The organism is Pseudoduganella sp. HUAS MS19 (genome assembly GCF_053615455.1).
In genome coordinates, this window is the sequence record NZ_CM132133.1 from 6289251 (window position 1) to 6301619 (window position 12369).

General features: G+C 63.4%; 12 protein-coding genes. 5 read left to right on the forward strand and 7 right to left on the reverse strand.

The window, feature by feature from the left end; genetic code table 11:
* A complete protein-coding gene (gntR, locus tag ACWBU6_RS28885; RefSeq protein ID WP_452646761.1) occupies positions 1–1044 on the forward strand; it encodes an HTH-type transcriptional regulator GntR in 1044 nt (347 codons plus the stop codon).
* Between the two features lie 67 nt (positions 1045–1111).
* On the opposite strand, the gene secF is transcribed toward gntR, so the two are convergent.
* From secF to queA, 5 genes are all read right to left on the reverse strand, one after another.
* Complete coding sequence (gene secF / locus ACWBU6_RS28890) at positions 1112–2131, reverse strand: protein translocase subunit SecF (RefSeq protein WP_452646762.1); 1020 nt, start codon at positions 2129–2131, stop codon at positions 1112–1114.
* 9 nt (positions 2132–2140) lie between these two features.
* Positions 2141–3997: a protein translocase subunit SecD gene (gene secD / locus ACWBU6_RS28895; protein WP_452646763.1), complete on the reverse strand. Its 1857-nt coding sequence runs from the start codon at positions 3995–3997 to the stop codon at positions 2141–2143.
* A 65-nt stretch (positions 3998–4062) separates the two neighbouring features.
* A complete protein-coding gene (gene yajC, locus ACWBU6_RS28900) occupies positions 4063–4389 on the reverse strand; it encodes a preprotein translocase subunit YajC (RefSeq protein WP_452646764.1) in 327 nt (108 codons plus the stop codon).
* Positions 4390–4481: 92 nt separating this feature from the next.
* Entirely contained in the window at positions 4482–5621 is a 1140-nt protein-coding gene (gene tgt / locus ACWBU6_RS28905; protein ID WP_452646765.1) for a tRNA guanosine(34) transglycosylase Tgt, read from the reverse strand.
* Positions 5614–6642, reverse strand: coding sequence for a tRNA preQ1(34) S-adenosylmethionine ribosyltransferase-isomerase QueA (gene queA / locus ACWBU6_RS28910; RefSeq protein ID WP_452646766.1), 1029 nt, complete (start codon positions 6640–6642; stop codon positions 5614–5616). Before queA ends, tgt begins: the two co-directional genes overlap by 8 nt.
* Positions 6643–6708: 66 nt before the next feature.
* Here queA and recG point away from each other — a divergent pair, with 66 nt between their 5' ends.
* The gene (gene recG / locus ACWBU6_RS28915) at positions 6709–8778 is read left to right on the forward strand and encodes an ATP-dependent DNA helicase RecG (RefSeq protein WP_452646767.1); all 2070 of its coding nucleotides are present in this window, start codon (positions 6709–6711) and stop codon (positions 8776–8778) included.
* Positions 8779–8844: 66 nt separating this feature from the next.
* Entirely contained in the window at positions 8845–9417 is a 573-nt protein-coding gene (locus ACWBU6_RS28920) for a hypothetical protein (RefSeq protein WP_452646768.1), read from the forward strand.
* Here the strand turns inward: ACWBU6_RS28920 and ACWBU6_RS28925 are convergent.
* Both ACWBU6_RS28925 and ACWBU6_RS28930 read right to left on the reverse strand, forming a co-directional pair.
* A complete protein-coding gene (locus ACWBU6_RS28925; protein ID WP_452646769.1) occupies positions 9395–9724 on the reverse strand; it encodes a hypothetical protein in 330 nt (109 codons plus the stop codon). The genes ACWBU6_RS28920 and ACWBU6_RS28925 overlap by 23 nt on opposite strands.
* Positions 9725–9727: 3 nt before the next feature.
* The gene (locus tag ACWBU6_RS28930; protein WP_452646770.1) at positions 9728–10213 is read right to left on the reverse strand and encodes a hypothetical protein; all 486 of its coding nucleotides are present in this window, start codon (positions 10211–10213) and stop codon (positions 9728–9730) included.
* A 97-nt stretch (positions 10214–10310) separates the two neighbouring features.
* On the opposite strand from ACWBU6_RS28930, the gene ACWBU6_RS28935 reads away from it, so the two are divergent.
* Both ACWBU6_RS28935 and ACWBU6_RS28940 read left to right on the forward strand, forming a co-directional pair.
* Positions 10311–10685 carry a BlaI/MecI/CopY family transcriptional regulator gene (locus tag ACWBU6_RS28935; RefSeq protein ID WP_452646771.1) on the forward strand — a complete coding sequence of 125 codons (375 nt, stop codon included), beginning with the start codon at positions 10311–10313 and terminating at the stop codon, positions 10683–10685.
* Positions 10686–10689: 4 nt separating this feature from the next.
* Positions 10690–12312 (forward strand): peptidoglycan DD-metalloendopeptidase family protein, encoded by a 1623-nt coding sequence (locus ACWBU6_RS28940; RefSeq protein ID WP_452646772.1) that lies wholly within the window; start codon positions 10690–10692, stop codon positions 12310–12312.
* The last annotated feature ends 57 nt before the right edge of the window (positions 12313–12369 follow it).

A 12369-nucleotide genomic window follows, 5' to 3' on the forward strand; every position in this document is an offset into this window, starting at 1 on the left:
ATGACCAAGAATCCCTCCAGCAAGAGCCCTGCTGCCAAAAGCCGCGCACTCGGCAAAGTCACGCTGTCCGATGTCGCCGCCCGCGCCGGCGTCGCGCCCATGACGGCATCGCGCGCCATCAACCAGCCCGAGCTGGTGTCGTCCCTGCTGCGCGAACGCGTGGAGAAAGCGGTGCAGGACCTGGGCTATGTGCCGAACCGCGCCGCGCGCGCGCTGGCCTCGGCGCAATCGCGGGTGATCGTGGTGCTGGTGCCGTCACTGGCGAACGCGGTGTTCACCGCGGTGCTGGCCGGCGTGCAGGATGCGCTCGACCCGTGCAATTACCAGATCCTGATCGGCAATACGCGCTACTCGGATGCGGAAGAAGAGAAGCTGCTGGCAACCTATATGCAGTCGAACCCGGACGGCATCCTGCTGTGCGGCATGACGCACAGCCCGCGCGTGCAGCAGATGCTGGCCACATCGCGCGTGCCGGTGGTGTCGATGATGGACTTGTCTTCGCAGCCGGGCGCGATGTCGGTCGGTTTCTCGCAGGAGGATGCCGGCTATACCATCACGCGCTACCTGATCGACAAAGGCCGCAAGCGCATCGGCTACATGGCAGCGCAGCTCGATGAACGCACGCTGAAGCGCGGCGACGGCTACCGCAAAGCCATGGAAGAAGCCGGCCTGGCCGACCCGATGCTGGAGCTGATGTGCCCCGATCCGTCCACCATTGCGCTGGGCGCCGAACTGCTGGGACGCATGCTGGCCAATATGCCGGGCCTGGATGCGATCTTCTGCTGCAACGACGACCTGGCGCACGGCGCCATCTTCCAGTGCCAGCGGCGCGGCATCAGGGTGCCGGAACAACTGGCGATCTGCGGCTTTAACGACTTGCCCGCATCGGCGTGGATGAAGCCTTCGGTCACCACGATCGGCACGCCGCGCTACCAGACCGGCTTCGAAGCCGCCAACCTGCTGCTGGCAGCGATCCGCGGCAACGACATTCCGGCACAGCGCATCGACCTTGGCTTCACGCTGATGGCGCGCGAGAGCGCATAGAACGAATAAAAAGGGGACGTACCCCAAAGGGTACGTCCCCATTTTTTCGTTTTTGGCTGCGCGCCGCTTAAACCACTGCGCCGTCGGTCTCGTCTTTTTCCTTGATCGGCTTGATCAGGTCTTCGCGCTTCACGCCCAGCCACATGGCCACGGCAGCTGCAACGAACACGGAAGAGTAGATACCGAAGCAGATACCGATGGTCAGCGCGATGGCGAAGTAGTGCAGGGTCGGGCCGCCCAGGAACAGCATCGACAGCACCATCATCTGGGTACAACCGTGGGTAATGATGGTACGCGAGATGGTGGAGGTGATCGCGTTGTCGATCACTTCGTGCACGGTCATCTTGCGCTGCTTGCGGAAGTTCTCGCGGATCCGGTCGAAGATAACCACCGATTCGTTGACCGAGTAACCCAGCACTGCCAGCACGGCGGCCAGCACGGTCAGCGAGAACTCCCACTGGAAGTAGGCGAAGAAGCCCAGGATGATCACCACGTCGTGCAAGTTCGCGATGATCGCAGCCACCGCGAATTTCCATTCGAAGCGGATGGCCAGGTAGATCATCACGCCGATGACCACCATGACCAGGGCGTTCAGGCCGTTCTGCGCCAGCTCTTCGCCGACTTGCGGGCCGACGAATTCAACCTTCTGCAGCGACACGCCTTCGGAACCGCCGGCGTGCATACAGGCGCTCTTCATTTCATGGGCGCCCTTGTCGGTCACCTTGTCGACCTGCTTGACGGTACCCTGCTCGGCCTTGCACAGCTCGCCGAACACCTTGGCAGCGGTATCGGCGGCGGTAGTGCCGGGAACGTTAGGCAGGCGGATCATGGCGTCGCGCGCGGTGTCGATGCTCGACACCTCAGGGTGGTAGCCCAGGCCGGTCAGCGTTTTACGCACGCTTTCCAGGTTGGCCGCCTGGGCATACTTCACTTCCATCACGGTACCGCCGGTGAACTCCACAGAGAAGTGCAGTTGCTTGGTGACCAGGAAGTACACCGCCGCTACGAAGGTCAGCGCTGAAACCACGTTGAAGATCAACGCGTGGCGCATGAACGGGATGTCTTTACGGATGCGGAAAAATTCCATCTCTATTCCTTAATTCGCAGGTTTCCAGACGGTGCCGATCGACAGCGACTGCAGTTTCTTCTTACGGCCGTACCACAGGTTCACCACGCCGCGCGAAACGAAGACTGCGGAGAACATCGAGGTCAGGATGCCCAGGCTGTGCACCACGGCAAAGCCGCGCACCGCGCCGGAACCGAACACCAGCAGCGCCAGGCCCACGATCAGGGTGGTCACGTTGGAGTCCAGGATGGTGTGCCAGGCGTGCTCGAAGCCGGCGGCAATCGCCGACTGCGGGTTGGCGCCGTTGCGCAGCTCTTCGCGGATACGTTCGTTAATCAGCACGTTGGCGTCGATTGCCATACCCAGCGCCAGCGCAATTGCCGCGATACCCGGCAGGGTCAGGGTGGCCTGCAGGCGCGACAGTACGGCAACCAACAGCAACAGGTTGACGGCCAGCGCCAGCACGCTGAAGGCGCCGAACATCATGTAGTAGCCAATCATGAAGACCGCGATGGCGGCGAAGCCGATCATCGTGGAATCGAAGCCCTTCTTGATGTTTTCCGCACCCAGTGCCGGGCCCACGGTACGCTGCTCGATCACTTCCATCGGGGCGTACAGCGCGCCGGCGCGCAGCAGCAGCGCCAGTTCTGCGGAGTTTTCCGCATTGCCCATGCCGGTGATCTGGAAGCGGCTGCCCAGTTCGCTTTGGATGGTTGCCACGGACAGCACTTCGGCCTTCTTCTTCTCGAACAGCACGATGGCCATCTTCTTGCCGACGCGGTCGCGGGTCGCGTCACGCATCTTCTTGCCGCCGTCGCCATTCAGGTCGATGCTGACGGCTGGCTGCTGGTTCTGGTCGAAGGTAGCGGTGGCGCTGGAGATGTAGTCGCCGGTCAGCACAACGTCTTTGGACAGCACGACTGGCACACCCTTGCCGACAGTAAACAGGTCGGAGTTGTACGGAATGGTGGCAGTCAGCTCGGTGCCCGGGGTAACGCTCTCGTCGACCATACGCACTTCCAGGGTGGCGGTACGGCCGATGATGTCCTTGGCGTGCGCGGCATCCTGCACGCCTGGCAGCTGCACCACGATGCGGTCGGCGCCTTGCTGCTGGATCACCGGCTCGGATACGCCCAGTTCGTTCACACGCTTGCCCAGCGTGGCGATATTCTGCTGCACCCCGTTGTCCAGGGTGGCTTTCAGGGCGGCCGGCTTCAGGGTCGCGACCAGGCGCAGTTCGTCGCCTTCGGCGGCTTCGACCACGTTCATGTCCGGTTGCTGCTCGACGATCATGCTCTTGGCCTGCTGGCGGGACGCATCTTCGCGGAATTTGACGATGACGGAGTCGCCCGCACGGTCGACAATAGCCCGGATGTTCTTTTCGCGCAGCTGGTTCTTGATGGCAGCCTGGGTGCCCTGGATACGCTTGGTCACTGCTGCCTGGGTGTCAACCTGCATCAGGAAGTGCACGCCGCCGCGCAAGTCCAGGCCCAGGTACATTGGCAGTGCGCCCACGGCGCGCATCCAGTCAGGAGTATTCGACACCAGGTTGACGGTGACGATATAGGTCGGGTCGTTCGGATCGGGGTTCAGGCTTTTTTCAAGCGCCAGGCGGCCCTTGAACTGGGTGTCGGTGTCGGCGAAACGGGCGCGCACATAGGTGTGCATGCCGGAGCCGTCCAGCGACACGCCGTCATTCTTGACGTTAGCTTGCTTCAGGAGCGTGTCCACCCGGGCCGCGAGTTCGGTCGTCACCTTGACGGTGGACTTGGCGCTGGTGATCTGCAGGGCAGGTGTCTGGCCGAAGTAGTTAGGCGCCGTGTACAGGGCGCCCAGCAGCACCACCACGACGATAAGGATGTATTTCCAGATTGGATAACGATTCATAGTCTTCAGCGTTCAGGCAATAACAAAACGGGCGGCTGCTCTTGCGAGGCCGCCCGCGCCGGTTATCACAGGCTCTTCAGGGTGCCCTTCGGCATCTGGGAGGAAATGGCGTGCTTCTGCACGACGACTTCGGTGCCCTGGGAGACTTCGATGGTCACGTGCTGCTCGGTGACCTTGGTCACTTTGCCCAGGATGCCGCCGATGGTGACGACTTCGTCGCCCTTGGCCAGGGCTTCCATCATGGCTTTCTGCTCTTTCGCGCGCTTTTGCTGAGGACGAATCATCAGGAAGTACATCACCACGAACATCAGGATCAGTGGTGCGAAGGTGGTCAGGCTGCCCATGGCGCCTGCGTCGGCTGCGGTTTGAGCGTATGCGTTGGAAATGATCACGGTGACTCCAAAATTCTAGTTGGGTAAAAATCAAGCGGTGTATTCTAGCACCGCATGTGCTGCCCACCTATATATAGGCGGCTTGCCGTTTTTTAAATACCACGGGCCCGGTCGGCGTGGAATTGCTGCACCCAGTCCGGGAAGCGGTCCGCATCCAGGGCATCGCGCATCTGCTGCATGATGTCGAGGTAGTAATGCAGGTTGTGGATGGTGTTCAGGCGCGCGCCCAGGATCTCCTGCGCGCGGTGCAGGTGGTGCAGGTAGGCGCGGCTGAAGTTGCGGCAGGTGTAGCAGGAGCAGGTCGGGTCCAGCGGCTCCTTGTCATCCTTATAACGCGCATTCTTGATCTTGACGTCGCCGAAGCGGGTGAAGATCCAGCCGTTACGGGCATTGCGGGTCGGCATCACACAATCGAACATGTCGACGCCGTTGGCCACGCCGTTCACCAGGTCTTCCGGGGTGCCGACGCCCATCAGGTAGTGCGGCTTGTTTTCCGGCAGGCGCGGGCCGACATGCTGCAGGATGCGCATCATGTCCTCCTTCGGCTCGCCAACCGACAGGCCGCCGATGGCCAGGCCCGGGAAATCGATCTTTTCCAACCCTTCCAGCGATTCGTCGCGCAGGTTTTCGTACATGCCGCCCTGGACGATGCCAAACAGCGCGTTCGGGTTCTCGCCGGCCTTGAACTCGTTCATCGAGCGCTGGGCCCAGCGCAGGGACATGCGCATCGACTTGGCTGCTTCCTCCAGCGTGGCCGGGCGGCCGTCGATCTCGTACGGCGTGCATTCGTCGAACTGCATCACGATGTCGGAATTGAGCACGCGCTGGATCTGCATCGAGATTTCCGGCGACAGGAACAGCTTGTCGCCATTGATCGGCGAGTTGAAGGTCACGCCTTCCTCGGTGATCTTGCGCATTTCGCCCAGGGAGAACACCTGGAAACCGCCGGAGTCGGTCAGGATCGGCTTGTCCCAGCCCATGAAGCCATGCAGGCCGCCGAACTTGGACATCACGTCGTTGCCAGGGCGCAGCCACAGGTGGAAGGTATTGCCGAGGATGATCTGGGCGCCGATTTCCTTCAGTTCCAGCGGCGACATGGCCTTGACGGAACCGTAGGTACCGACCGGCATGAAGATCGGGGTCTGCACCTCGCCGTGATTGAGCCTGACCGTGCCGCGGCGGGCGTGGGTCTTGCCGGTGGTGTCCTTCTTGATCAGTTTAAATTCAAGCATCTGTATTCCTTGTAGTCAGCAGCATGGCGTCGCCATAGCTGAAGAAGCGGTATTCGTTTGCGATCGCGTGCTGGTAGGCGTGGCGGATCTCGGTAAAGCCTGCGAAAGCGCTCACCAGCATCAGCAGGGTGGACTTGGGCAAGTGGAAATTGGTGATAAGCCGCGTTACGGTCTTGAACTTGTAGCCCGGCGTGATGAACAGGTTGGTATCGCCGCTGCCTGCTTCCAGGCTGCCGCCTTGCGAGGCCGATTCCAGAGCGCGCAACGAAGTCGTGCCCACGGCCACCACGTCGCGGCCGGCGGCGCGCGCCGCGCGCACGGCGTCCACGGTTTCCTGTGGCATGGTGTACCACTCGGTGTGCATCTTGTGCTCGGCCAGGTTCTCGGTGCGCACCGGCTGGAAGGTGCCGGCGCCCACGTGCAGGGTCACATAGGCGAACTTCACGCCCTTGGCGCGCAGCTTGTCCAGCAAGGCTTCGTCGAAATGCAGGCCGGCGGTCGGCGCGGCCACGGCGCCCGGCACCTTGTTGAACACGGTCTGGTAGCGGGTTTCGTCCACTTCGCCCGGCGCGTGTTCGATGTACGGCGGCAGCGGCAAACGGCCGTACCGCTCGATCAGGTCGAACACGTCGGCCTCGAAATGCAGGGTGTAGAACTCGCCGGCGCGCTCGCCGACGGTCACATCGCAGGCATCGGCCAGGCGGATCTTCACGCCGGGGCCGGGCGACTTCGAGGCGCGAACCTGGGCCAGCACGGTGCGGGTATCGAGCACGCGTTCCACCAGCGCTTCGACCTTGCCGCCGCTCTCTTTCACGCCGAAGAAGCGGGCCTTCAGCACACGGGTATTGTTCATCACCAGCAGGTCGCCAGCCTGGAGCTGGTCGACGATGTCGATGAACTGGCGGTCGTGCAGGATCTTGCCATCCACGTGCAGGAGGCGCGACGCGCTGCGGTCCGGCAGCGGAAATTGCGCAATTCGCTCTGGGGGCAAGTTAAAATCGAAGTCGGATAGCGAGTACATTGTTGGACTACTAAAACTGTTGGGCAACCCTCTATTTTACGACACCTGCCCAAAAATCACGCAAAAATGCCGGAAACGAAGCCGCCTGCTAAAAAAAAACCTGCCGCCACCGCCGAGAGCAAGCTTGCCAAGCTAGGCCTGCGCTCGGACATGGACCTGGTGCTGCATCTCCCGATGCGCTATGAGGACGAGACGGAAGTCCTGACCATCCGCGAAGCCTGCATGCGCGGCGGCGAAGTGTCACAGGTGGAAGGCGTGGTCACGTCCAATGAGATCGCCTACAAGCCGCGCCGCCAGTTGCTGGTGCATATCGCCGACGAGACAGGCGATATCCAGCTTCGCTTCATGAATTTCTACGGCAGCCAAGTCAAGCAGCTGGCCGAAGGCACCCGCGTGCGGGCCCGCGGCGAAGTACGGCACGGCTTCTTCGGCGCCGAGATGGTGCATCCGGCCTATAAGATCGTGAACGAGGGCGCGCCGCTGCCGACCTCCCTCACGCCGGTCTATCCTTCCGGCGAAGGGCTGTCGCAACTGGTGCTGCGCCGCGCGATCGCCGACGCCATGAAACGCGTCGACTGGACCGACACCCTGTCGCCGGAAATCCTCAAGGCCATGCGCCTGCACCCGCTCGAGGCGGCAGTGCGCACGCTGCATTACCCGCCGGCGGAGATCGATGAAAACGCCCTGATCGACCGCAGCCACCCGGCCTGGACGCGCGTGAAGTTCGATGAATTGCTGGCGCAGCAGCTCTCGCTGAAACGGGCGCAGCGCGCGCGCCGCGCCAAGGGCGCCGCCGTACTGGGCAAGGCCGGCGCGCTATCGTCCGCCTTCGAAGCCTCGCTGCCGTTCAAGCTGACGAAAGCGCAGCAGCGCGTGCTGAAGGAAATCCGCGCCGACATCAAGCAGCCTTATCCGATGCAGCGCCTGCTGCAGGGCGACGTGGGCAGCGGCAAGACCATCGTGGCCGCGCTGTCGGCTGCGCAGGCCATCGACAGCGGCTACCAGGCCGCGCTGATGGCGCCAACCGAGATCCTGGCCGACCAGCATTTCCGCAAGATCGCCGCCTGGCTCGAGCCGCTGGGCGTAAAGGTCGCGTGGCTGACCGGCAGCCTGAAAAAAAAGGAGAAGGAAGCCGCCTGCGCGCTGGTGGAATCGGGCGAAGCGCAACTGGTGATCGGCACCCACGCCATCATTCAGGATACCGTGCAGTTCGCCAAGCTCGGCCTGGTGATCGTGGACGAGCAGCACCGCTTTGGCGTCGGCCAGCGCCTGACCTTGCGCAACAAGGGCAATGGCGACCATGTGCCGCACCAGCTGATGATGTCCGCCACGCCAATTCCGCGCACGCTGGCCATGACCTACTATGCCGACCTGGAAGTATCGGTGATCGACGAGCTGCCGCCTGGCCGCACGCCTATCGTTACTGCGGTGGTCGACCAGAACCGGCGCGACGAAGTGATCGCCCGCGTGCATGCTGCCGCGCTGGAGGGGCGCCAGGCTTACTGGGTCTGCCCGCTGATCGAAGAATCGGAAGCGCTGCAACTGCAGACCGCAACGGAGACTTACGAAACCCTGGCCGCCGCCTTGCCCGACCTGCGCGTGGGTCTGGTGCACGGCCGCCTCAAGCCGGCCGAAAAGGCCGAAGTGATGGATGCCTTTGCCGCCGGCCACGTGCACGTGCTGGTTGCCACGACCGTGATCGAAGTCGGCGTCGACGTGCCGAACTCCTCCTTGATGGTGATTGAGCATGCCGAACGCTTCGGCCTGTCGCAACTGCACCAGCTGCGCGGCCGCGTGGGCCGCGGCTCTGCGGCTTCGGTCTGCCTGCTGCTGTACCAAAGCCCGCTCGGGCCAGTTGCCAAGCAGCGCCTGATGACGATGCGCGAAACCACGGACGGTTTCGAAATCGCGCGGCGCGACCTGGAGATCCGCGGCCCCGGCGAATTCCTGGGTTCGCGCCAATCCGGCCAGGCCATGCTGCGCTTCGCCGACCTGGAAACGGACGGCTGGCTGGTGGACCAGGCGCGCGACGTGGCGCACGCCCTGCTGCACGAAGCAACGCCCGCCAACAATGCCACAGTGGAGGCGCACCTCGAACGCTGGCTGGGCGGCCGCGAAGAGTTCCTGAAAGTCTGACAAAGCGCGCGCCCGCTTGCGGGCGCTGCTGCTAAATTTTCCGCTCACCTCAAACGAGGAGTGGATATGCTGATGAAATCGATCTGCGGCATCCTGCTGGCCGCCTCCACGACATTGGCGCAGGCTGCACCGGGCCGCTGGGATTTTTCCTGGGGCGGGTTTTACGACTACCTGCACAACCGCTTTATCGACGTCCTGGTCCGCGGCACTTTTGAAGGCGTCGATGCAAACGGTGACCACATCCTGGAGAAATCCGAGCTGACCGCGCTCCATATCAACGGTACTGAGCTGCTCGGCTGCACCACTTCCGCCCCTGCGCCGTGCGGCGTCAGAGCATTCTCATACGCCATCGGTGGCGACCTGGCATTCAGCGCCAACCACATTTCGTATTGGGAGCATAGCGCTTCGGACTGGTACTGGTCGGAAGTTCGGTACGACACGGATACAGGCGTCGCCTTCGTGACGCGCGCGCAGCAGCACTACGAGGAATGGGGCTGGATGAGCACACCGCAAACAGTGCTCACTATTTCCCCGGTGGCGGAACCCCACGCCTACGGCATGCTTGCTGCCGGCTTGCTATTTATGGGCTTGCTCGCGCCGCGCGCCAGCTTGCCGCTCAGCGCTCGAAGATGCAGCTAACGTAAGCCTGCACGATCACCTGCATACGGTCGGTGTTGCCAATCTGACCGGGGTAGCGGGTCGCTGTCTGGTTCGCGCACAGGTCGCCTCGCTGGTCAATCCGGGCTAAGCACTCCGCTTCGGACAAGCCGTATTTATTGCGCGCACAGGATTTCTCCAGCTTGCCGCCCAGGTTCTGCAGCAAGCTGACGTCCGCGCCGGACGCTTTCAGCGCACCATTTGCGAGTGCGGTATCGGCCGGCGATGCTCCGGCAACGCCGCACGCAAGTGCCAGCACCAGCGCAGCAAAGGTCGGTGTTGTAGCCATGGATTAGTTCCTTCCAGTTGGTGTTGCGACCAGCGATTCCACTTCCGCAGTCAGGGAAACGATGCGCGGGACGCCATCGACCAGCGCGATTTCGGCCTTTTGCTTGCTGAGCGACTCCATGCGCTCTCCCGGCAGCAGCACGACTTCTTTCGCCACGTCGCGCGCGGTGGCGCTGCGGCCATTGGCTGCCAGCGATACCTCACGGTTGCTGACCTCATAGCTTGATTGGAGCTGCACCTTCCACAGCTCTTCCAGCATGGACTTGTACTCGGCGACGCTCATGCGCGACAGGCCGCCGCCCCTGCCCGGCATCGAAACCATGATCATCGCGTTCGGCGCAAAATTGGCCATCAGGCGGTCAGCATCGTGGCGCTGCACCGACGTTTCCACGTTGCCCATCACGGCGCGCACCTCGGCTTCGGTCAGCCGTTTGCCGCCGCAGGCAGCAGTAACGGCAACTACCGTGATAATTGTTGCAATCTTCTTCATATCCGCAATGATACATTATGTGACACGTGTCGCATAAACCCCTTGCCTTCATGCGACAGATGTCGCACAATCCCGTCATACGTCACAAGGAGTCCCCATGGCCATTCCATCCATTACCGAGTTAACGCTGCTCAAGGCACTTTGGAAACAGCATCCGCTCAGCGCCCGTGAAATCCATGAACGCGTGGAAGAGGACCTGGCCTGGTCCTACTCGTCCACACGCAAGACCCTGGAGCGCATGCTGGAAAAAGGCATGATCAGCCTGCATTGCGTCCACGGTATGAACGTATACGCACCAGTACTGGAAAAGGTTGAAACACTGGCTGCATTTGCCCACGATTTCAGCCACCGGGTGATGGAAATGAACGCCCCGCTGCCCGTCAATATGTTCACAGGCTCCAAACTGGTGAACCAGAACGAGCTGAAAGAGCTGGAACAGCTGCTGAGCGAATGGCCTGAAGACAAGGAGTAAGGCGATGTTTGCATTGGCTTTCCTGCAGGCAAGCATCGCCAGCCTGCTGGCCGGCGCCTGTACCTGGCTCCTGCTGCGCGGCGTTGCCCGGACCTGGCCCGCGCTGGAAGCGCGCCGCGCGCCCTGGCTGCTGGGCATCGCTGCCGTTGCCGGCACGCTGGCGCTTGGCTTGCTCCCCGGCGCTGCGCGCTTGAGCATCGTGCCTGCCATTGAACTGCCCGCCGTGCTGGCTAACGCCACGCTGGCCGATGGCACGGGCCGCAATGCTTTGCAAGCCGGCGCCACCAACGGCGATGGCAGCGGCGCCATTGCCGGTGAGGACGCGGCGTTCGACGGCCACGGCGCGACGCCGATCGAACCGGCGCCAGCACTGCTCTGGCTGGGCTACTTCTGGCTCGCGCTGTATGGTTCCGGCCTTCTGCTGGCGGCTGCGCGCTGGCTGCAGGCGAGGCGCCGCCTCTGCGCGCTGCTGGCAGCCTCCCAGCGGCTGGACCGTTTCGAGCTGGCCGCCCACCCCGGATTCGCCAGCCTGCACCGCCAACTGCCCGAAGTGCGCGAAATCGAGGCCCCGATTGCGCCGATGCTGGTTGGCCTGCGCCGACCTGTCCTGCTGCTGCCGCGCCACCTGCGCGATTTCGATCCTGTCCAGCAGCGCCTGGTGGTCGAGCACGAACTGACCCACCTGGCCCGCCGCGATCCGCTGTGGATGCATGCCAGCTTCCTGCTGCAAGCCATCCAATGGTTCAACCCCATGGTGGCGCGCCTGAGCCAGCGCATGGCGTGGGCGCAGGAGCTGGGCTGCGACCGCACCGTCCTGCAAGACCGTCCCGCCACACAGCGCCGCGCCTATGCCAGCGCACTGCTCGCGCAAATGCGCATGCAGGCCATGCCCGGCCATGGCGCCGCCCTCGCCTTCGGTGGCCGGGTAGTGGACACGGTGGCCGCCCGCATCGGCATGATTCGCGACGGCGTGCCCGCGCTGCCGCGCGCGGTGGCTGGCGCATTGGCCTGGGCCGCGCTGCCTTCGCTGCTTGCCGCAAGCGTCCTGCTGCAACCGGCGCTGGCCTGGCGCGTCGACGCCGTGGCCGCCGCAGCGCCCGCCGGACTGGCAGCGGCATCGCCGGCCGCTCCCCATGCCGGCGCACTGCCAGGCGAGGACCAAACCCGGGACGGCCTGCCACACTGGCAAGCCCCGATGGAGCGCCTGCGTGTGAGTGCCTTCTTTGGCATCCTGCATGCGCTGACCGGCCGCCTGCATGGCGGCATGGACTTCGCCGCCCGCATAGGCACGCCCATCGTCGCGCCAGCGGACGGCATCGTGGTAGCCTCAACCAGCAACTACATGGGCGAGGCAAAGTGGGGCGAACTGGTCGCTATCGAACATGCCAACGGCCTGCGCTCGCTTTATGCCCACATGGACAAGCGCCTGGTGCAGGAAGGCGAGCGCGTCGCCGCCGGCCAGCAGATCGGTACTTCCGGCGCCAGCGGCAAAGTCACCGGCCCTCACCTGCACATGGAAGTCAGCCGCAATGGCCGGAACATGGACCCGCAGTCCCTGCTGGGCAATCTCGAAGCCGACGCCACCCGCACCGCGCTGCAACGCCTGAAAGCCAGCCGCGCCAGCTAAATAATCCCGCCGCGCCAGGACATATGCCGCGCGCTGCCCGGCAGTGGCGGCGCTCGT

What these genes read in the sequence shown, in the direction of transcription:
- secD (WP_452646763.1), bottom strand. Translation starts at nt 3,997, where the DNA reads ATGAATCGTTATCCAATCTGGAAATACATCCTTATCGTCGTGGTGGTG.
- ACWBU6_RS28925 (WP_452646769.1), bottom strand. Translation starts at nt 9,724, where the DNA reads ATGGCTACAACACCGACCTTTGCTGCGCTGGTGCTGGCACTTGCGTGC.
- gntR (WP_452646761.1), top strand. Translation starts at nt 1, where the DNA reads ATGACCAAGAATCCCTCCAGCAAGAGCCCTGCTGCCAAAAGCCGCGCA.
- ACWBU6_RS28930 (WP_452646770.1), bottom strand. Translation starts at nt 10,213, where the DNA reads ATGAAGAAGATTGCAACAATTATCACGGTAGTTGCCGTTACTGCTGCC.
- tgt (WP_452646765.1), bottom strand. Translation starts at nt 5,621, where the DNA reads ATGCTTGAATTTAAACTGATCAAGAAGGACACCACCGGCAAGACCCAC.
- recG (WP_452646767.1), top strand. Translation starts at nt 6,709, where the DNA reads ATGCCGGAAACGAAGCCGCCTGCTAAAAAAAAACCTGCCGCCACCGCC.
- secF (WP_452646762.1), bottom strand. Translation starts at nt 2,131, where the DNA reads ATGGAATTTTTCCGCATCCGTAAAGACATCCCGTTCATGCGCCACGCG.
- queA (WP_452646766.1), bottom strand. Translation starts at nt 6,642, where the DNA reads ATGTACTCGCTATCCGACTTCGATTTTAACTTGCCCCCAGAGCGAATT.
- ACWBU6_RS28920 (WP_452646768.1), top strand. Translation starts at nt 8,845, where the DNA reads ATGCTGATGAAATCGATCTGCGGCATCCTGCTGGCCGCCTCCACGACA.
- ACWBU6_RS28940 (WP_452646772.1), top strand. Translation starts at nt 10,690, where the DNA reads ATGTTTGCATTGGCTTTCCTGCAGGCAAGCATCGCCAGCCTGCTGGCC.
- ACWBU6_RS28935 (WP_452646771.1), top strand. Translation starts at nt 10,311, where the DNA reads ATGGCCATTCCATCCATTACCGAGTTAACGCTGCTCAAGGCACTTTGG.